The organism is Halogranum rubrum (assembly GCF_900114455.1).
Taxonomy (GTDB): domain Archaea; phylum Halobacteriota; class Halobacteria; order Halobacteriales; family Haloferacaceae; genus Halogranum; species Halogranum rubrum.
Genome location: NZ_FOTC01000001.1, coordinates 715,002 through 736,674, shown reverse-complemented (window position 1 = coordinate 736,674; position 21,673 = coordinate 715,002). Strand labels below are relative to the sequence as shown.

The 21,673-nt window shown below is 62.7% G+C and carries 17 protein-coding genes; 7 read left to right on the top strand and 10 right to left on the bottom strand.

Annotated features, from left to right (window positions below; translation table 11 throughout):
- Positions 1-20 precede the first annotated feature (20 nt).
- Positions 21-881: a sulfatase-like hydrolase/transferase gene (locus BM083_RS23740; protein ID WP_245756841.1), complete on the top strand. Its 861-nt coding sequence runs from the start codon at positions 21-23 to the stop codon at positions 879-881.
- A gap of 128 nt (positions 882-1,009) precedes the next feature.
- Positions 1,010-1,402, top strand: a complete 393-nt coding sequence (locus tag BM083_RS03410; protein WP_089865766.1) for a hypothetical protein — start codon at positions 1,010-1,012, stop codon at positions 1,400-1,402.
- 102 nt (positions 1,403-1,504) lie between these two features.
- On the opposite strand, the gene BM083_RS03405 is transcribed toward BM083_RS03410, so the two are convergent.
- Together BM083_RS03405 and wecB are read right to left on the bottom strand one after the other, a co-directional pair.
- Positions 1,505-2,818, bottom strand: a complete 1,314-nt coding sequence (locus tag BM083_RS03405) for a nucleotide sugar dehydrogenase (RefSeq protein WP_089865763.1) — start codon at positions 2,816-2,818, stop codon at positions 1,505-1,507.
- Positions 2,815-3,951, bottom strand: coding sequence for a non-hydrolyzing UDP-N-acetylglucosamine 2-epimerase (gene wecB / locus BM083_RS03400; protein WP_089865761.1), 1,137 nt, complete (start codon positions 3,949-3,951; stop codon positions 2,815-2,817). The genes BM083_RS03405 and wecB overlap by 4 nt, the downstream gene beginning before the upstream one ends.
- Before the next feature lie 442 nt (positions 3,952-4,393).
- Here wecB and BM083_RS03395 point away from each other — a divergent pair, with 442 nt between their 5' ends.
- From BM083_RS03395 to BM083_RS03385, 3 genes are all read left to right on the top strand, one after another.
- Positions 4,394-5,569 (top strand): FG-GAP repeat domain-containing protein, encoded by a 1,176-nt coding sequence (locus BM083_RS03395; protein ID WP_089865758.1) that lies wholly within the window; start codon positions 4,394-4,396, stop codon positions 5,567-5,569.
- Between the two features lie 206 nt (positions 5,570-5,775).
- Positions 5,776-6,252 carry a cation:proton antiporter regulatory subunit gene (locus tag BM083_RS03390; protein ID WP_089865755.1) on the top strand — a complete coding sequence of 159 codons (477 nt, stop codon included), beginning with the start codon at positions 5,776-5,778 and terminating at the stop codon, positions 6,250-6,252.
- A 53-nt stretch (positions 6,253-6,305) separates the two neighbouring features.
- Positions 6,306-7,523: a cation:proton antiporter gene (locus BM083_RS03385; RefSeq protein ID WP_089865752.1), complete on the top strand. Its 1,218-nt coding sequence runs from the start codon at positions 6,306-6,308 to the stop codon at positions 7,521-7,523.
- 79 nt (positions 7,524-7,602) lie between these two features.
- Here the strand turns inward: BM083_RS03385 and BM083_RS03380 are convergent, their stop codons facing one another.
- The 7 genes from BM083_RS03380 to BM083_RS03350 all read right to left on the bottom strand — a co-directional run bounded on the left by BM083_RS03380 (position 7,603) and on the right by BM083_RS03350 (position 16,971).
- Positions 7,603-8,757, bottom strand: coding sequence for a Gfo/Idh/MocA family protein (locus BM083_RS03380; RefSeq protein ID WP_089865749.1), 1,155 nt, complete (start codon positions 8,755-8,757; stop codon positions 7,603-7,605).
- A gap of 108 nt (positions 8,758-8,865) precedes the next feature.
- Positions 8,866-9,624 (bottom strand): glycosyltransferase family 2 protein, encoded by a 759-nt coding sequence (locus BM083_RS03375; RefSeq protein WP_245756840.1) that lies wholly within the window; start codon positions 9,622-9,624, stop codon positions 8,866-8,868.
- Between the two features lie 111 nt (positions 9,625-9,735).
- Positions 9,736-11,235, bottom strand: coding sequence for a lipopolysaccharide biosynthesis protein (locus BM083_RS03370; protein WP_089865745.1), 1,500 nt, complete (start codon positions 11,233-11,235; stop codon positions 9,736-9,738).
- Positions 11,236-11,452: 217 nt separating this feature from the next.
- Positions 11,453-12,517: a glycosyltransferase family 4 protein gene (locus tag BM083_RS03365; protein WP_089865741.1), complete on the bottom strand. Its 1,065-nt coding sequence runs from the start codon at positions 12,515-12,517 to the stop codon at positions 11,453-11,455.
- A 108-nt stretch (positions 12,518-12,625) separates the two neighbouring features.
- Positions 12,626-14,536 carry a hypothetical protein gene (locus tag BM083_RS03360; protein WP_089865738.1) on the bottom strand — a complete coding sequence of 637 codons (1,911 nt, stop codon included), beginning with the start codon at positions 14,534-14,536 and terminating at the stop codon, positions 12,626-12,628.
- Between the two features lie 268 nt (positions 14,537-14,804).
- On the bottom strand, positions 14,805-15,896 hold the full coding sequence (locus BM083_RS03355; RefSeq protein ID WP_089868339.1) for a DUF354 domain-containing protein: 1,092 nt from the start codon (positions 15,894-15,896) through the stop codon (positions 14,805-14,807).
- A 64-nt stretch (positions 15,897-15,960) separates the two neighbouring features.
- Positions 15,961-16,971, bottom strand: coding sequence for a DUF1616 domain-containing protein (locus tag BM083_RS03350; RefSeq protein ID WP_089865734.1), 1,011 nt, complete (start codon positions 16,969-16,971; stop codon positions 15,961-15,963).
- A gap of 264 nt (positions 16,972-17,235) precedes the next feature.
- On the opposite strand from BM083_RS03350, the gene BM083_RS03345 reads away from it, so the two are divergent.
- On the top strand, positions 17,236-18,204 hold the full coding sequence (locus tag BM083_RS03345; RefSeq protein WP_089865731.1) for a glycosyltransferase family 2 protein: 969 nt from the start codon (positions 17,236-17,238) through the stop codon (positions 18,202-18,204).
- A gap of 449 nt (positions 18,205-18,653) precedes the next feature.
- Here BM083_RS03345 and BM083_RS03335 read toward each other — a convergent pair whose 3' ends face one another.
- Complete coding sequence (locus BM083_RS03335; protein ID WP_089865725.1) at positions 18,654-20,408, bottom strand: asparagine synthase-related protein; 1,755 nt, start codon at positions 20,406-20,408, stop codon at positions 18,654-18,656.
- A 269-nt stretch (positions 20,409-20,677) separates the two neighbouring features.
- On the opposite strand from BM083_RS03335, the gene BM083_RS03330 reads away from it, so the two are divergent.
- Positions 20,678-21,661 (top strand): hypothetical protein, encoded by a 984-nt coding sequence (locus BM083_RS03330; protein WP_089865722.1) that lies wholly within the window; start codon positions 20,678-20,680, stop codon positions 21,659-21,661.
- Positions 21,662-21,673: the final 12 nt, after the last annotated feature.

The window sequence follows — 21,673 nt, the reverse complement described above, 5'->3', positions numbered from 1 at the left end:
CCGCCGCCGAGCACCAACCGTTGTTCCTGTACGTCCACCTCGGCGACAGCCACCACCCCTACCACCCGCCGAAACCGTACCAGAACCGCTTCGCCGACGGCTACGAGATGTCTACCGACGAGGCGCTCGACGTCTCGATGGACATGTCGTCGGACCTCCACGGACACATCGCTCGGGGCGTCCCGTTCGCCGACGACGAGTGGAGCGCCATCCACGCGATGTACGACGCGGGCATCTGCCACGTCGACGACACCGCTCGGAAAATCGTCGAGTACGCCGAGTCTCGCCTCGACGACCCCATCGTCGTCGTCACCTCCGACCACGGCGAACTACTCGGTGAACACGGGTTACTCGCCCACATGATCGTCGTGAACGACGCCGTCTCGCACGTGCCGCTCGTCGTCGCGGGTGTCTCCGGTCTCTCCGGCACGCACGACGAACTCGTCCAGCACGCCGACGCGATGCGGACCGTCCTCAACGAGGTTGGCGTCGACGCCGACGTCCCCGTCGGCATCGACCTCCGCGACGGCGAACGCGAGTTCGCCGTAACCCAACGCGGTGGCGCTCGCTCGGCGAGCAAGTTAGCGAAGATTAGCGAATACGACGACGCGTTCGACGCCTCGCAGTACCACTCCGGTGACCTGACGAGCATCCGGACGCCCGAGTACCGCTACGTGCAGAGCGAGAGCGAGATAGAACTGTTCAGAATCCCCGACGAGACGTACGACGTGAGCGACGCGGAGTCGCTCCTCTGCAACGAACTCGCCGCGATGTGTGAGTCGTGGCTCACGGCGTTCGGCCTCCCGCGCTCTCAACAGGAAGAGCACTCCGAGTTCGACGACTCGATGACGGCCCATCTGAAAGACCTCGGGTATCTCTGAGCGCACCGCACACTGCGCTCTCTGGAACCGGTCTCTCTTGTTCTCTCTTCGTCTCTCGAATCACTCGAATCGCCCGCGGATACGTGACAATCGAAAGAAATTTTCTCGGAGGGTCTCGACCAATATCTATGCCTGACTTCAAAGCCCTCCTCGCCGGTCTGGTCGCCGGGCTGATTCCGGTGGTCACACTCAGTACGGACAGTGGGGCCGAGTTGAACGCCCTCTATTTCTGCTTCGTCTGGCTCTCGTGGACGCTCGTCGGCTGGCTCCTCGTCACCGAGATGTCGGTGCTTCGGGCGTCTCGGACCCGGTGGTCGACCCTCCACGTCCTCCTCGTCGTCGGTAGTGCGATGTACGGGGTCAGCATGAACCTCCCTCTCACCGAGGATTTGACCGTCGCACTCTGGTGTCTCGTCCTCGGCGTCGGCTGGGCGGCGATGCTGGTCAGCGTACGAATCGGACGTGAGACGAGCGAGACGAGCGAACGGCGTGTCGAATCGGCACGTGGTGTATCCAACTGACTAGCGAGTCGCTACGGCGACAGTCTCGCCTCGTAACGACGGTGCGAGCGGAAGGCAGTAGCGGGGGAAGAAAGAGCGCGTCGCAATCCAGCCGTATCGAGCCTACACTTCGACGTAGTCGAACCCGGCGTCCCGCCACGCGTTGGCGTCGAGACACGAGAGCGTGTCGACGACGAGCGGTCGCGAGACGAGTTCTCGAACCATCTTGGGGTCGATGTCGCGGTAGGCGTCGTGTGCGGCGGTGACAACGACAGCGTCGGCGTCGCGGAGCGCGTCTTCGAGGTCGACGAGGCCGAGTGAGCCGTCGTGGTCGTCGACGTAAGGGTCGTGGAGTCGGACGTCGACGCCGGTGTCGTGGCCGGTCTGTCCGCCGTCCGTCGCCGTCGCTTCGGCTTCGGTTCCGGAGGCAGCGGGCACCGCTCGGAGGAGGTCGGCGAAGCGCAGTCCGGGACTGTGGCGGCTGTCGTCGACGTTCCCCTTGTAGGCGACGCCGAGGACGGCGACGCTCGTTCCGGCCAGCGGTCCGACTTCGCCTTCGAGGAGTTCGGCGACGAAGTCGACCATCCCCTCGTTGATGCGGCGCGCGCTCTCGATGATGTCGAGCGAGTCCGAGGACTGCCCGAGGAACCACGGGTCGATGGGGAGACAGTGGCCGCCGACGCCGGGGCCGGGTTGGAGCACGTCGACGCGCGGGTGGACGTTCGCCAGTGCGATGGCGTCACGCGACCGGATGCCGTAGTCGTGGGCGACGCGCGCCAACTCGTTCGCGAAGGCGATGTTCACGTCGCGGTAGGCGTTCTGTGTGAGCTTGACGAACTCTGCGGTCGTCGCGTCCGGCGCGCGGTGGATGGCACCCTCGACGAGCGGTTCGTAGAGTGCAACCGCACGGTCGGTCGATGCAGTGTCGATACCGCCGATGATACGGTCGTTGTGGACGATTTCGTACGTGATGTTCCCCGGGAGAACCATCTCGGGACAGTGTGCGAGCGCGAAGTCCTCGCCCGCCGTCAGTCCGGAGTTTTCGAGAACCGAGGCGAACGCGTCCTCGGTCGTTCCCGGCGGGACGGTCGATTCGAGGATGACGAGGTCACCGGGGCGGAGGTACTCTGCGACCGTTCGCCCGGCGGCCTCGACGTAGGCGAGGTCTGCCATCTGTGACTCTTCGTCGTACGGCGTGGGAACGCAGACGAGATGGCAGTCCGCCTCGACGGGTTCGTCCGCCGGCTCGAAGCCGTTGTCGAGAGCGTCGAGGACGAACGTTCGGAGTTCTTCTTCCGTCGTTCGGGGGTTGCCCGCTCGAAGCTCCGAGACGAGGCGTTCGTTCGGGTCGTAGCCGACGACGTCGTGTCCAGCGTTCGCGAAGAGCGCTGCCGTTGCTAGTCCGATATAACCGATTCCGTGTACGCAGATTTTCATTGAGGTGTCTCCGCCGGTATCGTTCCGGCCGTTGGTGAGGTGGGTGCAGTCAGTAGGTCCAGGATGCGTTCGGCGGCCCGTCCGTCGCCGAACGGAACGTCCCAGTCGGGGCGTTTGCCGAGCATCTGTCTGCCCGCGTCGACGATGTCGACGGGGTCGAGTCCCGCGAGACAGTTCGCACCGACGTACACTGTCTCGGGTCGTTCGGTCGTGTACCGCAGCGTCACGCAGGGCGTACCGAGGATACAGGTCTCTTCTTGGACGCCGCCGGAGTCCGTGAACGCGAGCGCCGCCGTCGACTCCAGTCGGAGGAAGTCGAGGAAGTCGAGCGGTTCGACGAGTCGAATCGCGTCGGGGACCTCTAGGTCGAAGGCGTCGATGCGATTCTGCGCGCGCGGGTGAATCGGGTAGACGACGTCCCACCCTGTCTCGTCGGCGAACTGTGCGACGCCGTCGAGCAGCGAGCTGAATCGGTCGAGTTGGTCGACGTTCTCCGCGCGGTGTGCCGTCAGGAGGTAGAACTCGCCCGGTTCGAGGCCGAGTTCGTCGAGGACGGTGCTCTTCTCGGCGGCGACGTCGGCGTACTGGTGGGCGGCGTCGACGACGGTGTTCCCGGTGACGAAGATGCGGTCGGAGAGTCCTTCACGTTCCAGATACTCGCGCGTCTCGGAGGTGGGTGTAAACAGGTAGTCGGCGATGTGGTCGACGACGACACGGTTCGTCTCCTCGGGCATCTCGCGGTCGAAACTTCGGAGGCCAGCCTCGATGTGGCCGACTTCGATGTTGAGTTTCGCGGCCGCCAGCGCACCGGCGAGCGTCGAGTTCGTGTCACCCTGGACGAGGACCACGTCGGGTTCGACGTCGAACAGCACTTCTTCGACGCCTTCGAGCATCGCGGCGGTCTGTTTGCCGTGAGAGTCCGACCCGACGCCGAGATGGACGTCCGGTGCGGGCAGCTCTAGTTGGTCGAAGAACACTTCGTCCAAGTCCGGCGAGTAGTGCTGGCCCGTGTGAACGAGCGTGAAGGGGACCTCTCGGTCGATGCACTCGCGAATCACCGGTGCGAACTTGATTATCTCGGGGCGCGTGCCGAGGACGATGACGACGTTCGTCGGCGTCGATTGGGTACTCATCGCTCCCCCACACGGTCGTCTCTCGCTGTCGGTTCACGTTGGTGTATCATATGGCCGGCTCACTGACTCGTATTGATGAGGGGGATGCGCTTTGTTATGGAGCGCCTGTCGGTCGAACGTCACTCTCGGCCGCTCGGTTCTGTCGGGTCGCGGCGTCGTTCTCCTCCGGTACGCGTGCAGGGACTGTCGAGAGACACAGTGCCCAGTGAGCGGGTCAGAGAGGGTCGTACTCGCCAGTTTCGGCTCGATGTAAGGGCCCCTTACCATCGGCTACGAGTACAGAGTCGAGGGGAAAAATCCGCCTCATCGGACCATGTCGGCGTACGCTGTCGAGGGCCACCGAACTGTGACCGTCCCGTCTGATCGTGTCTATCAACGAGACAGTGAGTCGCGATTAACCGCTCTATTACAATGCCCTAACGAGCCGTCTTCACAGTCATCAATGGCGACACGACAGCAGCAGAATGCGGGTCTGACGTTCCGACACGAGTGTATCGACCCCGAACCTCCCTGTTCTCGACTCGGATTCTGTCTCACCACCGACCTGACCGGCAACGGCCGTGACGACATCATCATCGGCGGCGCGGGCAAGCCGTATCCGGGGAAGAACTTCGTCCTGAAAGCGAAAGAGAGCAACTTCCCGACGTTCGACCGCCTCCGCACGCGCCTCGGCCTCGAGGAGATGCACCTCTTCTGGTACGAGAACCCGGGCTGGAAACGCCACAAGATGGCCATCGCCCCCCACCTCGACGTCGGCGGTGCCCTCGGCGACATCAACGGTGACGGCCGCCTCGACGTCGTGGCCGGACAGGGTATCAACCACAACGCCGTCTACTGGTTCGAGCAACCCAAGAACCCGCGGAAGCTCTGGAAGCGCCACACCATCACTACTGCCTTCGAGAAGTACCACGACGTCATCGTCCGCGACGTCGATGACGACGGCGAACTCGAAGTCGTCGGTCTCTCTCAGGAGAGTCGTACCATCTTCTACTACGACATTCCGGAAGACCCGTATCAGGCCCCGTGGCCCGACTCCCACTGCCACATCGTCGACGACGACGTGCGCGTCGAAGGGGTCGAAATCGTCGATATCGACGGCGATGGGAAGACCGAGATACTCGCCGGAACTCACATCTACCACCGAAACGACGACGGGTCCTGGGACCGCGAAGACGTCGTCACCGACTGGGACGACGTGCGTCTCGCCGTCGGCGACTTAGACGACGACGGCGAACTCGAAATCGTCTACTCGGAGGGCGACTCCCCGGAGTACGGCGGCCGCCCCGGCCGCGTGGCGTGGGTCGACGGCCCCGACTGGACGCCGACGATTCTTCGCGAGGAGATGTTCTGCCCGCACACGCTCCAACTGGCGGACTTCACCGGTAGCGGCCGCCTCGACATCTACGTCGGCGAGATGGCGCTCACAGACAACAAGGAGCCGAAACACCTCATCTTCGAGAACCTCGGCGACGGCCAGTTCGAAGAGCACCTCGTCGAGTCGGGTATCGCGACCCACGAGGGCAAAGTCGCAGACTTGACCGGCAACGGCAAGCGTGACATCGTCGGGAAGTCCTACGGCCCGAACCACCACATCGACGTCTGGTACAACGAAGGCTGACGGGCAGCACGCCCGTGGTCGGTTGTCGACGACGGCCCCCGGCAGAGTACCGCCGACGAACCTGACGAACCCCACAAACGCGGTCTTTGATTTTCTCGAACTGCTACCCGACTTGGCCCCCGACAGTGCGTGGTTCTACGGGTGGCAACCGCGTTCCCGTCTCGCCCACCCGAACACGGATATGGGCCCCCGGCGAATACCCCCCGATGAAAGTCTTCGAGAGTCAGATACCCGGGGTCGGACAGCGCTACACGCTGCGGTTTCCGACCGGTGGCGAGTTCGTCGTCCTGTTGCACAACGACGGGCGGCGACAGACCTACTGGCGGGCGGACGCCGACGCCGACGGTGACGAACTGTTCGAAGTGACGGAGTCCCAGGCGCGCAAGATTGCCGAAATATTCGACGGCACGTACTTCCACCCGGCCGAGGAAGGGCTGGACGACGCCTTCGAGGACGCCCGCATCAGATGGGTGGAAGTGACCGCGACGTCGCCGATAGCTGACCAACGGATACGCGAGACTGGACTTCGGAGCCGTACCGGAGTCTCGATTCTCGCGATACAGCGAGACTCGGAGACGCTGTCGAACCCGGACTCCGATACCGAACTCCGAGTCGGCGACACCCTCGTCGTCGTCGGGAGCGACGAGGCCTACGACGCACTCGACGAGCTCCTCGACGCGTGACCGTCCGACGTCCCCCGAAAACGACTAACGTTCAACTGCGAGGATAGGATACTGTGGCAACGCTCAACCTCCTCTTCACCGCCGGTATGCTCCTCCTGCTGCTCGTCCTGGCTGGACGGGTCGCACTCCGTCTCGACCAATCTGTCATCGCCGCCTACATCCTCGTCGGGATATTCGTCGGCCCGTACGCGCCGTCGGTCGGTGGCGTCTCGCTGACGCTCGTCGAGAGTCCCGAGGTGATCAGGCTGCTATCGGACCTAGGAGTGGTGTTGCTCCTGTTCTTCGTCGGCCTCGAACTGAGCTTGGAACAGTTGTTCTCGAACCGAACCCGGTTCGCCCGTGCCGGAGCCGTCGACATCGGAGTCAGTCTCCCCCTGGGCATCGGGTTGGGTCTGGCGTTCGGGTTCACACTGCTGGAGGCGGCGTTCGTCGCACTCATCGTGTTCAACTCCTCGACAGTCATCATCGCGAAGTCGCTCATCGACCTCGGCTGGATCGCCGACACCGAGAGTCAAGCGATTCTCGGCGTCATCGTCATCGAAGACGTCATCACAGCGCTCGGATTCGCCGTCCTCTCGGTGTTTCTGGTGAGTGGCACCGACGTGTCCACAGTCGCGCTCTCTATCGCGTGGTCGGTGCTCTTTCTTGTCGTGCTCCTCGGGGCGGCGTACTACGGAAGTGGACTGCTCGAACGCGCGTTCGACATCGAGTCGTCGGAACTCTTTCTGCTCGGTGTGCTCGGCGTCGCCGCCGTCGTCGCCGGGACCGGTCTCCTCGTCGGCGTGAGCGAAGCCATCGCTGCGTTCCTCGTCGGGACCGCCTTCGGCCGGACGCGTCACACCGACCGCATCGAGCGACTCGTCGCCCCCAGCCGTGATCTCTTCGCCGCGATGTTCTTCGTCGTGATCGGTCTCCAGACGAACCCGGCGCTCCTGACCGCGTCGCTCGGGTTCGTGGTCGTCGCAGTCGTCGTCACCACGGGAGGACAACTCGTGAGTGGGACGCTAGCGGGGCGTGCCTACGGGTTAGACCGTCAACGGGCCGTCCGTGTCGGCTGTGCGCTGACGCCGCGCGGGGAGTTCTCGCTGGTCATCGCCGCGTTCCTCGTCACGGCCGGGACGTCGCCGACGCTTCGCGAGACGATTCCAGCGTTTACCGTCGGCTACGTGCTTCTCACCAGTGTTCTCGGGACGATACTGATGCGCAACGCAGACCACCTGTCGCGCGTATTCGCCAGCCTCACCTCTCAAAACAGTTCTGACGTGTCGTAGCCAGCGGTTCGAAACCGCATCAGCCACGGTGGTCGGTTCGCCCGGCGACTGTTCTCACAGGCGACGGAACTCGTAGTCTCTACTCGGCCGTCGGCGGTGCGGTGAGAATCTCGCCCGCGTTCACCATCTCTTCGAGCGGGTTCGAGTCGATGTCGAGCGGGAGGTCGACACGGCCGCGGCGGCGTGCGGACTCCCAGCACGCGAAGATGAGTTCGGTGCCTTGGAGGGCGTTCTCGGCGGCGAGTTCTGGTTTGCGGTCCTCGTCGAGGGCGGCCACGACGTCCTCGATGGCGCGGTCGATGAACGAGGGTGCACTCGGGAGCAGTCGGTCTGTCGGGAGGAACGAGAGGCGCTCACCCGCGAGCTTGACGGCGCTGCCGACGAGACCGGGTTTCGGTCCGTGGATGCTGTCGCCGTTCGTGTCTTGCGTCTTCCAGCCACCGTCGGTGCGCATCCGGAGTGCGGTGCCGTCGCCGACGCCGATTTCGATCGTTCCCTCGCTGCCGACGAGACGCATCTCGCAGTTCATCGTGCTGTCGTCGCCGGTGGAGGCGGTGCCGAAGACGCCGTCTTCGTAGCGCCACTGGGCGATAGCGTTGTTCTCGTTGTGGACGCCGAACTGGAGGTTCTCTTCGGAGTAGTCGATCTGGGCCATCACCCACTCGGCGGGCGTCTGGTCGGTGAAGTAGCCACACATGTCGAACAGGTGAGAGCCGTAGTCGTAGAGGTTCGGCCCGCCGACGTCGATGCGCTGTAGGTCGCCGATTTCGCCGCTGTCGAGCAGTTGCTTGGCCTTTCGGAACGGGCCGCCGAAGCGACGCTGGTGGTTGAAGGTCAGTTGGACGCCGTGTTCGTCACAGACGCGGACCATCTCGCGGCACTCTTCCCACGTCTTGGCCATCGGTTTCTCGCAGTGAATCGCCTGGACGACGTCGCTGCGGGCACAGCCGATGACGATGTCGGCGTGGACGACGGGCGGCACGCAGACGCTCACGATGTCGGGTTCGACGTCTTTGAGCATCTGTTCGTAGTCTTCGTAGACGTTTCCGGCGGGGATGTCGAAGACGTCTGCGAACTCGCGGGCGTTCTCCGTGATGATATCCGCGCAGGCGACGATGCGGCAGTTGTCGAGTCGTTCGTAGGCGCGGGCGTGTCGGTACGCCATCGCGAATCCATCTGCGTTCGGGTTGTCCGGGTTGGCCCCGGTTCCGACGATTGCGACTGTGTAGGTCATTCTCGTATCTCACCTACGACTGGGGGTGAGTTGAGTAATCGTTCAATAACCGAGAAACGGTGTCGAAAAGTGGCTGCCTACCACCACGCAGGTGGCCGGCTACTGTAGTCAGGAGTGCGTTGCGTCGGAGCGACGCTTGACGAGCATCCCGCGGACCCGACCGGCCGTCCGTGCGAGGTTGCCGCCGGAGCGGACGATGGCGTGCTTCGCCGACCAGCCGAGATAGTGCATCGGGTGGAAGACGTCGTGTGCGATTCGGAGCCACTGCCAGCGGGTGGTCTTCCCTTGCGTGTCCCAGTAGTACGGTGTCTGCCGTTCGAGACGGTACTGCTTCTTCCAGTAGTTCATGATGGAGTCGGTGTAGCAGTGGTGGACGAGGAGCTCCGGGTCGTAGTAGATGTCGTACGACGCGATGACGCGCTCTGCGAGTTCCTTCTCCTCGTGTCCCCACGTGATGTTCTCGTCCCAGAGACCGACGTCGTCGAACACGTCTCTGTGGATACCCATGTTGCAGCCCCAGAAGCGAGTCACGTACCGCGGTGTCTCGCCGAAGCTGTAGTGCGGGGTGAAGTGCTTGGCGAAGATGTCGTCTCGCGGGTGGACGACTTTGCCGGCGTAGGCCGCCTCGCGTTCGAGCACCTCGGCGGCGTGTTCGAGGTAGTCAGCGCACGGGTGCGAGTCGTCGTCGAGGAAGACCAGTTTGTCCGCCTTCGCCTGTCGAATCCCTTCGTTTCGCGCGGTCGTCACGCGGTCGTCGTTGCGAACGATGACTTCGTAGTCGTCGAACGTCCCCCGTTCGAGATATGGGATACACTCAATCTCGTCTCGGGGCTTCAGGGTTGCAATTATCACGCTTACGTCGGGCATTGAATACGAGAATACACTCGGGGATAGTCGATTAGTATAGACAACCTAACAGCAAAAGAGACAGTCGATGGGTATGATTACTAAGCCGGTACGCTCAGCCAACGGTTCGGGTTAGCGTCGGGCCGCCGAGACGATACTCCGAATGTTGCGACCAATACCCCACTGGAACTGTCGCTCGAAGACGAGGACGAGTGCGAGATACGACACGGCACCGACGACGATGGAGATGACCAACTCGGCGACTGCCGGGAGGGTGAGGCTCTGGTTGACGAACCAGACGATGGCCGCCATCAGGATGCTCGCACAGGTCGGGAAGGCGATCTCGCGGTACACCTCGACCGTCCGCAGGCCGAGCATCTTGACGGTCACGTAGATGTCGAGCGGGACCATCGGGAAGATGGAGATGAGCGTCACCGTCGCGGCCGTGCCGGCGATGCCGTAGGCGTCGGTCAGCGGCCAGATGAGAATCGCCATGAGGACGACTCGGATCGCCGAGAGCTTCGTGATGATGTCCGGGCGGTCGAGGGCTTTCCACACCGGACCGAACGTCTGACCGAGTGCGCGGAGGAAGCCGTACGCGGCGAGAATCTGCATCGGGACGATCATGCTCTCCCACTCGGAACCGAAGAAGGTCATGACGAAGTCCGGTGCGACGACGGCGATACCGAAGGCGACGGGTGCCGAGATGAACGCGTTCACGCGAAGCGTCTTGCGGAACGTCTCACGCAGTAGCGAGGCGTCGGCTTGAATCTTCGAGAACGCCGGGAACATCACCGACGAGATGACGCTCGTCAGTTCGGTCGCCGGTGCGTTCGAGAAGCGGTAGCCGTACTGGTAGAACGCGAGAGCGGCCGGGTTGATGAACCAGCCGACGAAGGCGTCGTCACCCTCACTGTAGAGGAAGTAGAGGATGGAGGACCCGGTGATCCACTTGCCGTAGCCGATGAGTTCACCGGCGGACTCGCGGTCGAACTGGATGCTCGGACGGTAACTGTGCATCAGATACGACGCCACGAGACGGACGACGTCGGCGGCGACGTAGCCGGCGACGAAGGCCCACGCGGTCGGTTCGACCATCGCAACCGCCACCGCGACAATGAACTGTGCGATCTCTCCGCCGACGCGGAGGACGAACTGCTTGTGGAACTCGAGTTTCTTCTGGAAGTACATCACGCCCGGGTTCGTCAGTCCGAACAGGAGCGGCGAGAGCCCGATGACGCGGATGAGGTCCGTCGCTCGCGGTTCGCTGAACAACTGGCCGATGAACGGGGCCAAGAAGAACAGCACGACGAAGATGAGGCTCCCACGAAGGATTTCGAGAATCCACATCGTATTCAGATGTTCGTCGACGTTCTCTTCTTCACGCTGGACGAGCGCGGCGTTGAGACCGAAGTTCGTGAACTTTTGAATCGCACTCACCGAGAGCAGCGCGATACCGACCAGCCCGATCTCTGCGGGGCCGATGAGTCGTGCGAGGATGACGAGCATCGCCAACTGTAGCACGCGACCGAAGGTGTTCTGACTCATCGCCCAGAACGCGCCCTTGACGACGCGTTCGGCGGTTCCACCCGTCGGGACGAGGCGACCAAGGAGGGAACTGGGCTTTTTCACGGTTGGACCTCTCCAGCGACAGCTACGTTCATACTCTCATGAGTATTCCGGGAGGCTATCGTTATGAATCGGATAATGGTTCGGTACGTCTTGCTTGCCGTTCGTTCACCCGTTTTCGGCCGACTCCACCGTGAGCAATCGTGACAATGTTCCGGCTGAAATGCACTGTTAGACGCGACAACTGTAGAAAACGGTTCCTTCATCGGCCCCAACTGGGTCAGCGCGCGACGGTGAGTTCGTCGTAGAGTCCTTCGAGCGAGTCGACGGCGGTGCTCCACGAGTACTCGTGTTCCGCGCGTGTGCGACTCGTTCGAGCCATCGACTCGACTCGGTCGGGGTCGGCGACCAGGGCGGAGAGTGCAGCCTGTAACCCTGCTTCGTCGCCGGCTTCCACGAGGACGCCGTTCTCGTCGTCGATGAGGCTCGGAATCGCACCGACCGTCGTCGAGACGAGTGCGTTCCCGCCGGCCATCGCTTCGAGGAGTGCAATCGGGAGGTTCTCGGCGTGCGTCGGGAGCACGAACACCGAGCCCTCGTTCAGAATCTCGCGTTTTCGTTCCTCGGAGACGTAGCCCTCGTACGTCACCTCGTCTCTTCGGGCCGCCAGCGACTCCGAGAGATGCGAGAGCGGGCCGGACCCAGCGATAGTCACCTGAAGCTGTGAGCCCTCGTCGAGAACGTCGTCGACGGCAGTGACGAACTCCTCGATACCCTTTCGCTCGATGTGGTTCGAGACGAAGACGACGTGTGGCGGGGTGGCGTCGTACTGGGGTTCGTAGTCGTTCGGGTCGACAGCGTTCGGCAGGACGAACAGTTTCGCCCGGTCGACGTAGACGCCGACGACGTCGAACCAGTAGTCCGAGAGCACGACGACGGTCGTACAGTGGTCGAAGACGAGCGATTGGAAGGCCCGGAGGAGTTTCGAATCGGTGTCGACGAAGCTATCGAACGAGGAGCCGTGGATGTGCAAGACGACGGGGACTCGCCAGACGAGCGACGCGTAGAGCACGTAGACGCTCGACTGGAAGAACGAGAACCAGTGGCTGGTGTGGACGTGGACGACGTCGGGCTTTGCTTGGAACGGGAAGCGAAGCATCTGGAGGAGTGCGAGGGCCATCGACCTGAGGAACTCCCAGTGCGTCTCGCTGTCCGGGACGGCAACGTCGTAGATGCGAGCGGCTACGTCACCCCCAAGTCGCCGTCGTTGTTCGTGGATGTACTGTGCGATACCGCCGGTCGGCTTTCCAGCCGGACCGATTAACAGAATCTCTGTCGCCCGCATATACACTCCACTGGGACTGTGATGGGGTTAGTAATGCAGAGACTACGGGGTCGAAGTGCCGAAATTAGCGGGCCGACAGACGGCCACAGAAGGGAAGTAACGAGTTATTTAGCCGGTAACGTCGGGTGTCGCTTCGAGCGGCAGACCGCGTTGGTCGATGTAGTACACCTCGTAGTCCCCGTTCGTCTGGACCCGCGAGATGCGTGAGTCGGTTGCGGTCTGGACGCGTTCGAAGTCGTCGTTCTGGTAGCGAATTCCGTGGAAGCCGTCGACCTCACGTCCTCGGTCGCGTTCGGAGACGACGAGGTAGTAGGCGGGAACATCGGTTCCATTGTTCTCACGGAACTCGGTGATGTTCCCGAGGCTATCCATTTGTGGCCCGGGCACCCCCCACAGCAGTCTGCCCGGAACCTCTGCACCCAGTGCGTCGGAGAACCGACTGGGGCCGATACGGACCTTCGCCAGCGGTGTCTCCTCGGGAAGCGTGTCGAACGTCGTCTGGTAGCCGACGAACTGTGTCTCCGGCGTGTGCGACGACGGGAGGTAGACGTACGGCGAGGGATAGTACGCTACGAGCGACAGACAGAGGACGAGTACACCGAAGACGGTGAACAGCGCTCGACCCCGTTGGCCGACGTGTGGCGAGACGTGCCTCGCGAAGTAGAACAACCCGACGGCAGCGAGGACGCCGACGAGGACCATCGCGAACCCGAGATGCCGGAAGAAGTAGCTCGACACGTTGCCGAGGTACTGCACGGCGAAGAACGGGCCGAGAGTGAGTCCCGAGAACCCGAGGTAGGTGATGACCATCCCACTGTCGCTCTCGCTTTTGTTGTTCACGCGACCGAACAGCTTCGCCGCGACGAGCGCGGTGGCGACACCGATGTACGCCACCTTGACGAGGAACAGTTTGAGGAACAGCTCCAAGAGAACGTTCTCTCCGAGCTGCTGGCCCGAATTCGCTCTGTCCTGTGTGATGCTGCCGACGCCCTCTCCCGTCTCGAGGAACGAGAGCAGTGAGTTCGTCGTGTTCTCTGCGAACGAGTAGGTCTTCTCGTACCGCAGCGTCCAGTAGACGAAGATAGCCGTGATGACGACGACCTGTCCGACGAGCAACCGGTGTCTGAACTGTGCGCTGTCGAGGTCACCGCTCGCGCGGCGGCGGTAGATGTAGCCGACGGTGAGCACCGTCGCGAGGAGGATGACGACGTCGATAGCCACCTGTGGGTGGTAGAACACCATCGCGGCGAGCGGAATCGGCGAGAGGAGACTCACCGCCGAGAGCCACGACGGGAGCGTCTCGTCGTCGGCCCCGCGAGTGATGTGCTTGAACGTCATGTAGAGCACGAGCGGGAAGTACAGCGTGCCGAGCGTGTAGGTGTGGAAACCGGGGTGCGTGCTGATGTTGTTCATCGGGAGCATCAGCATCGCCGTGACGGCGGCGAACGCCAACACTCGCTTGTCGCGGAGGACGACCCACACCGACAGCGGGACGAACAGCAACGTCACGACGGAAACCGCGAGCATCGCGTACATCAGTCCGTGGCGGACGGGCACGCCCATCATCTGCGAGAGATAGAGGCTCAGCGAGTGCCCTCCCGGGTAGATGAGGTCGAAGAACCCGAAGCCGGGTTCGAGCATCCCCTGCGCCCACCCGAGATGTGTCAGTGCGTCGCCGGAGCCGTAGAAGTAGTAACTACGGATGAACGGTAACGCGAGGAACGCGACTGTCGCGAGTCCGGCGAGACCGAGTCCGCCGTACCGCCCGAGTCGACTCCCGACTGCGCTGCTGGCGAGGCCGAGCGTCACCGCGACGACGAGACCGACCCAGAACAGAATCGGCGTCGCCGTGTACGGCGACGGCTCGTAACTCGTCGCGGGGACGGCCCGTGCAGCGAGGACGCCTACGGCGAGCGAGAGATAGCCGGCGGTCAGTCCGAGTCGAACGGCGCGACTGCTCGTCGTGTTCGTCTCCTTGTTCGTGTGCGTGAGTGTGCGCGTCTTTGTAGTCGTAGCCATCGATGCTCACCCTCCGTGGACCGGCCGTGTACTCCACCGAGTGGTGTTAGCCACGCGGCGACAGCTCTCGTTTCGAACGTATTTCACACGAGAGTGTACGAAGATAGAGACTATCGTTATACGCGATGTAACGAACTGTCCGTACACATTACCGTTCTGTCGGGACAGCGTACCCGAGCGTTCTGGACGCTCTAGACGCGCTGCACGCGTCTCCCCGAGTCGAGCGGGATTCGATCGCGTGGTGGTCGAGGAAGTGACGGTACTCATCTCAGTCGCTCACTTCCTCGTTGATGAGGTCCGCCGTGAGTTCGGCGACTTCACGGTGGACCCGCTTCGCCGTCGTGAGGTCCGACCGAGCGTCGCTCGCAGTCAGCGAGTCGACGTAGTCGACGATTGCCTCGGGGTCACGCGAGTGGTAAATCTCGCCCTCGTCGATGAGTGCTTGGTCGACGGAGATTCGCGTACTCGGGAAGAACGACACTGCAGGCGTCTGCATCCGTGCCGCTTCGCGTGCCATCGTCCCCGACCCCGTGAGGATACAGCGTGCGTGCCACGCCAGTTCGAGACCGGAGAGCGCCTCGTCGGGAACGTAGAGACGCGACTCGTCGATACCGTCGGCGAACGCGTGGTCGCCGCTGTCCCGGGGAAGGTAGACGACGTTGATACCGCGGTCCGTCGCGTCGGCCAGAATCTCGGGGACGATACTCGCCTCGGCGTCGACGTACGTCGCAGACAGCGCTTCGGGGCGGACGACGATGAACTCCTCGCCGTCGAACGGAAGACGGTCGGGGAACGTCGGGTCTGCCTCGAAGGTAGCGACGTACACGTCCTCTTTGTAGCCGTCGTAGGTGTGGACGGAGTCGGGGTCTGCACCGCGGTCGGTGAGCACCTCCGTGCGGAACGCCTCCGGAACGATGTTGTGGGTCGCCTGCGCTTCGAGACGGTGGTACAGTTCTTCGGATCGCAGTCCGTCGACGTACGCACAGATGTCGTTGTCCGTGTAGTGAATCGAGGGGACACCTCGCGCTTTCGCTGCGAGGACACACATCGCGTTCCGCGAGGACAGCGCGACGTCCGCTTTCGGCATCTGCAGTGCGAGTTGGGCAGTCCGAAGCGGGATGCCGAACTTCCGGAGCGTCTTGTGCTCGTAGTCCTTCCCGATTGTTCGGAAGTCGAATCCGACGTCGCGAGCGAGCGGCACCGTCTCGGTCTTCTCACGAACCGTGACCATCGTCCGCACGTTCGTCAACGAGTCCGTGAGGGACTTGAAAAAGAACGGATGACACGGACTCGCGAGGTCGACCCACACGTCGGTCATCCGCGCTACTTCCTCGGCAGTCAGGCGGGGTCGGTGCTCCATGTCCGTCGTCTCTGGTATCTCACTCATGTCGGTCATCTCCGTTATCTCGGTCATTTCTGTCGTCTCACTCATCGTTCGTCTCCTCGGTCTCCTCAACCGGCGTCGGGGTCACGTCGGTCCACAGTGTCACCGACCGGTACGCCGAGTCGAGACTGGCCTGTGCAGGGGCATCGCCCTTGTAGACGAGGTACGCGATTCGGAGGTTCTTCCCTTCGAACGTCGGTTGGACGACGTGCGTCGCCTGCCACGTCTGGCGGTCGGCGAGTGTCTGTGAGAACTGGTTGAGTTCTGCCTGCTCTACGACACGGCCGTCGTCGTCCACGCGTTGGAGTTGGACGACGACGGTGTACGTCGTGGCCTGCTGTTCGTAGTTCTCGACTTGGAGGACCATCTCCGCCGACCCGCCGGGAGCGATTCGCTCCGGGTAGTTGCCGGCGACGAGGTCACCGTCGTCGCTTTCGGTGAGAATCGCTACCTGCGTGAACGACTCGCCCTCGTTCGGTACGACGATACCGGCAGTCACGACGACTGCGGCGACGACGATAGAGAGGGTCAGCGCGACGTTCAGCGCTCGGTCGACGTTCGAAGTCGCCCACATCGAGCGAAGTGAGCGGAGGCCACCGAACGGGATGACGTATCGGCTCTCGGACGGCACTCGGAACCGGCGGACCGCGCCAGAGAGCGTCCCGATGACGGCCGTCGCGGCCGACACACCGAGGATAGACGTCGTCTCGAAGGCGATGTCGGCGTTCACGCTGCTGAGCCCCCACGCGAACACTGGCACTAGCGCGATACTCAGCCCGAAGCCGAGCGCGAGGCGTTCGAGAAGCGGGAGACTCGCTCGTCGTGGGCCGTCGGTACCGGCCATCGGCGATTGCGAGGCTTCTTCGGCCGATACAGTCTCCGTTGCGGGGAAGACGAGCGTCGTCAGCGCGTATCCCGGCAAGAAGAGGAGGAGGAACCCTCCGAGGACGGCACGAATCGGTCCCACGATACCGCTGGCGACGGCTGCGGTGGGGACGGCGATAGCGACCAACGTCAGGACGACGTCGGCGGCGAGAGCACGGTTACGCACCGTCGACCCTCCTGGTGGACACTGTGAACCGGCGGCAGGTGCCGGGGGGACTAGTAGATATCACTTGGAACACAGTCGGGGCGGAATCCGCTTTGTTATAGCTCCGGTAACGGTGGACACGAGTGCTTACCACGCGCGTCGGGACGAGTTGCTCGATTCAGTGGGTAAATACTGTGTTCGGCGTGTATACGAGCGAAGAGCGCAGTTCGTCGCAGGTGGAACGTTCTGCATAACAAAGCCCCTCTATACGTATCTAGCCTACTAATGGAACGTCAGAACGCTCCGCTCGTCAGCGTCGTCATCCCGACGTACGGACGACCCGAATTCCTCCCAGACGCCGTCGAGAGCGTCGCCGAACAGACCTACTCGAACGTCCAACTCGTCGTCGTTGACGACCACTCACCCGAACCGGTCGAACCGGTCCTCGCAGACGTCGATCTCGGCACACTCGACTGGCAGTGCATCCGACACGCGGAGAACAAAGGTGCGAACGCTGCGAGACGAACAGGTATCGAAGCGACCGAGAGCGACATCGTCGCCTTCCTCGACGACGACGACTACTGGGAGTCGACGCTCGTCGAACGACTCGTCGACGCGTTCGACTCGGGCGGTCCCGACGTCGGTGCCGTCGCCGTCGGTGTCCGTATCGTCGACGGAGCGGGCGAGCAAATCGGTGAGATGATTCCGGACTACGTCGGCAACATCACGGAGCGAATCCTCCGCGGCGAACTGCAGGCAGCCACCTTCTCGCGGTTCGCGGTTCGACGCTCGGTCATCGACGCCGCCGGCTACCCCGACGAGCGCTTCCCGAGTTGGCAGGACAAAGAGTGGCATATCCGTCTCTCACAACACTGCAAGTACGCCTCGGTCTCCGAACCGCTCGTCGTTCGGCGGATAACCGGCCACGGCCAGATCACCGACGACTTCGAGAAGAAGCGCGACGTCTCCTACGAACTCCTCGTCGAGAAACACTCGACGCTGGCGGCGTCCTACGGTCCCGAGTGCTACCAGCAGTTCATCGGCCACCTGAACACCACGCTCGGCTTCTCGGCGCTCAGAAACGGCTACTACCGTGATGCCGTCGTCCACCTCCTCCGGGCCGTCCGCTACGACCCGAAGCGACGCTCGACCTACGGCTATCTGGCGCTCGCGGTGACCGGTCCCATCAGCTACCCGCCTGCTCGACGCATCAAGCAGTGGCTCTCGGGGCGAACACCGTCGCTGTCCGTGTAGCGGACTGTCGTCGGTCGTCTCCTCTCGACTTTTTCGGCTTCTTTCGGTTGCTAACCAGTCATTACGTGTTTCTTGTATGTCACGATGTGGCGTGAAACAGTCCGTAGTTCCTCGGTTGAGCCTCGTCGTCACCACCTCGGCGAGCGTTCGCGACGTGCTCGGAGGGAGCTGCTCGCGCTGCTCGACGGGACGATAGACCTCCAAGGCGTCTGTGTCTCTCCTGTCGACGTCGAGTCGACGCACCGCCGTAGAACGTGGCTGTGGGTCGACCGGGGTGGTGACGTCCGTGTGTTCTCACACCGTGCGACTCGTCGAGTACGGGACCGTCTCGTGGTCGACGGTGATTCGTCTACGGTGTCGCTACTCTCGTCCAGAGACGCGTAGAAACAGCAGTCGAGAGAGAAAGAGTCGTGACCGCAGTTCACCGATGCCGACGCAGCGTCGAGTGGTCAGTCGTAGTTCGACTGGAGCCACTGTTCGACCGTCGTGATACCCGAGATGGCACCGATGTGGTCGACGTCGCCGCTGAAGTGTTCCTCGGAGAGCTGGGTGATCTGGTCGCTGTCGAAGAACTCTCGGTCGGCAGCGCCCTCCATGAGGTCGGTCAGTTTCGACTTGAGCCCCTCGTCCTTGATAGACCACAGACTCTGCATCCGGCGGCCGCCGTAGGCCGTCTTCCCGCGGACGCGCTGCAGCGACGTCCCGACGACGAATCCGGCGGCGTGCATCCAGAGCGGTCGTTCGGGAGCCACTTTGGTCCGCTCGTACGGAATCTTCTCCAGTCCGTACCCGAGTTGGCGCGTGAGTTCGAGTTTCGCCTCGGCGGTGCCGAACGGAATCTTCCCTCTCGTCGCCGGAACCCAGCCGACGCGCTGGTCGAGCGGCATCTTCGTCACCGCACGGAGGAACTCGCCGTGGGCGAACGGAACACGCGTCCCCGCGCGACTGCGGACGAGTTTGTTGCTGGCGAAGTCACCGCGTGGGAAGTAGTTGCGGTAGTAGCAGTCCATCACCGTCTCGACGTAGCCGTTCTGCTGGCTCTTTCCGACCTCCTCGCGGTAGGTCTGGTCGAGGTCGACGTCGCCCGCGAGGATACGGTTCACGAGGTCCTTCGAGGTCTGATGTTTCGCGTTGTAGAGCGCGTCTTCGGGGGAGTCGCTCAGTTCGATAGCGGCACGGCTGAGACCGTCGCCCATCATCCCGCCCTGACCGCAGGCTTCGAGTAGGATGTCGGTCGGTTCGGGGATGTTGAACGTGGCGGTGAGGTTCAAGAACGTATTCCAGCCGAGCATCCCGTCGGTCAGCGTCACGGCGTCCGCGAAGTTGTCGACGAACGGACCGGGCGTGAGTTCGACCTCCTCGTTTCCGAGGCCGAGACAGGCCGCGACTTCCTGTGCCAGTTCGATGTTGCCGCCCCCGGCGGGGTTGGCGTCGTAGGTGTAGGTCAAGAGGTCGGTGTGTTGGCTCAGTTCGCCCGCCATCGCCCGACTGTCGAGTCCACCGGAGAGCCACAGACCGACGGAGCCGTCCATCGTCGCCGCCGAGTCGCGGATGCAGGTCCGGTAGGCGTCGACGAGGTTCGGCATGAACGACGAACGTGCCCGCGTGTCGAAGTTGAACTTCCAGTAGCGCGTCTTCTCGACGTCACCGCCCTCGTATTCGAGGACGGATCCGGAGTCGAGGTACGTGACCTCTTCTAAGAGCGTCTTATCGCCCCAGACGTGCCCGATCATCACCAAGTCGCCGATGGCCCGTTCGTTCACCGTGGGGTCGTCGACGGTGTCGGCGAGTTCGTTGAGGTTCGAGCCGAAGACGAAACCGTCGTCGACCGAGTAGTAACACGAGCGCGTCCCCAGTTTGTCGGTGGCGACGACGACTCGGTCGCCGTCGGTGCACGCGAGGACGAACGGGCCGTCGACGTTCGGGAGGATGTCGACGGGGTTCTCGAAGACCCGTTCGAACAGTTCGCCGACGTCGAATTCGAGGTCGTCGAGGTTCGTGACGGCGCCGTAGAGGACGCCCGTCAGGCCGTCTTCGTCCCACGTCAGCCATCCACCGGGGTCTTTCTCCCCGAGGTGTGAGATGCCGAGGGCGATGTCACCACGGGAGAACGTGAGCGTGTTCGACTCACTCCGTGATGGTGTTCGTTCGAGAAGTTCTGAAACTGTCGATTCGGGAAGTGTCCCGCCGATAAGTCCTGTCATTGCGGTATAGCTGTCATTGTGGTATAGCTGTCATTGCGGTATAGAGATTCACGACACGAGTGTGTGGTTGATCGTATCCTTCGCTTGCAGAGCTATTTGTTATACGTCGACTACGCCCGACGGACTGTCTGTATGCCCGGGTAACCGTTCGGTTTCGTGAAGGTTTGGCCGAACGAACCGAATCGGGACAATGGTGGCTCGCAGTGCTTTCCATCGCGTTAACTGTGTTATAACAATGCCCTCTACGGACGAACCCTGAGTCAACACATATGTACACTCTCTCGCAGCTGAAGCGAGCGGTAGAGACGCCGAACCTCCTCTTTCGAGAAGTGAACCGTCTCTACCACACGCGAGCGAACAGCAGCTACAACCGGAACGGAATCGACATCTTCGCCGAGGACTGGGACAACCTGCTCATCCTCGACGCGTGTCGCTACGACATGTTCCGTGACCAACACACCCTCCCCGGTCGCCTCGAATCACGCATCTCGCAAGCGTCACACACGAGTGAGTTCCTGAAGTCGAACTTCGCCGGGAGAGACCTGCGTGACACCGTGTACGTGACGGCCAGTCCGATGTACTACCGCAACAAAGACGACCTGAACGCACGGTTCCACGACGTCGTCGAGGTGTGGAAAGAGGGTGGCTGGCACGGGTCGTATCGGACTGTGATGCCCGAGACGATGGTCGAGTTCGCCGAAGCCGCTGCCGAGCGATACCCCGACAAACGTCTCATCGTCCACTTCCTCCAGCCACACTACCCGTTCGTCGGCCCGACCGGCGTCGAACATTTCGACCTCGACGACCTCGCCTTCGAGTGGGACGGTGCGTTCGAAGACGACTTCGCGTTCTCCGACGAACTCCTCTGGCAGGCCTTCTGTGAGAACCTCGACGTCGCCCTCCCTCACGTCGAAGAACTCATGCACGCCCTCCCCGGTCGGACCGTCGTCTCCGCCGACCACGGACAGATGATCGGTGAGCGCTCTCGGCCCCTCCCGAGCAAAGAGTACGGTCACCCGCCGGGCACGTACACGAAACAACTGACCAAGGTCCCGTGGTTGGTGTTCGAAAACGGCCAGCGAAAAGAGATTCGACACGGCGAGTCCAAGGGAGTGCAGTCAGACCACACGGCCGAAGACGACGAGACGACAGAGTCGCCCGTCGACGTGATGCCGGCGTCGGAACCCGACGATGGCGACGCCGACGACGAGGACCTGGTCAAAGACCGACTCGAAAGTCTCGGCTATCTCTGAGTCGGACCGGTC

Coding starts and splice junctions, on each gene's coding strand:
- BM083_RS03365 (WP_089865741.1), bottom strand. CDS start 12,517: ATGCGGGCGACAGAGATTCTGTTAATCGGTCCGGCTGGAAAGCCGACC.
- BM083_RS03360 (WP_089865738.1), bottom strand. CDS start 14,536: ATGGCTACGACTACAAAGACGCGCACACTCACGCACACGAACAAGGAG.
- BM083_RS03330 (WP_089865722.1), top strand. CDS start 20,678: ATGTACACTCTCTCGCAGCTGAAGCGAGCGGTAGAGACGCCGAACCTC.
- BM083_RS03395 (WP_089865758.1), top strand. CDS start 4,394: ATGGCGACACGACAGCAGCAGAATGCGGGTCTGACGTTCCGACACGAG.
- BM083_RS03410 (WP_089865766.1), top strand. CDS start 1,010: ATGCCTGACTTCAAAGCCCTCCTCGCCGGTCTGGTCGCCGGGCTGATT.
- wecB (WP_089865761.1), bottom strand. CDS start 3,951: ATGAGTACCCAATCGACGCCGACGAACGTCGTCATCGTCCTCGGCACG.
- BM083_RS03335 (WP_089865725.1), bottom strand. CDS start 20,408: ATGACAGGACTTATCGGCGGGACACTTCCCGAATCGACAGTTTCAGAA.
- BM083_RS03355 (WP_089868339.1), bottom strand. CDS start 15,896: ATGGAGCACCGACCCCGCCTGACTGCCGAGGAAGTAGCGCGGATGACC.
- BM083_RS03390 (WP_089865755.1), top strand. CDS start 5,776: ATGAAAGTCTTCGAGAGTCAGATACCCGGGGTCGGACAGCGCTACACG.
- BM083_RS03405 (WP_089865763.1), bottom strand. CDS start 2,818: ATGAAAATCTGCGTACACGGAATCGGTTATATCGGACTAGCAACGGCA.
- BM083_RS03345 (WP_089865731.1), top strand. CDS start 17,236: ATGGAACGTCAGAACGCTCCGCTCGTCAGCGTCGTCATCCCGACGTAC.
- BM083_RS03380 (WP_089865749.1), bottom strand. CDS start 8,757: ATGACCTACACAGTCGCAATCGTCGGAACCGGGGCCAACCCGGACAAC.
- BM083_RS03375 (WP_245756840.1), bottom strand. CDS start 9,624: ATGCCCGACGTAAGCGTGATAATTGCAACCCTGAAGCCCCGAGACGAG.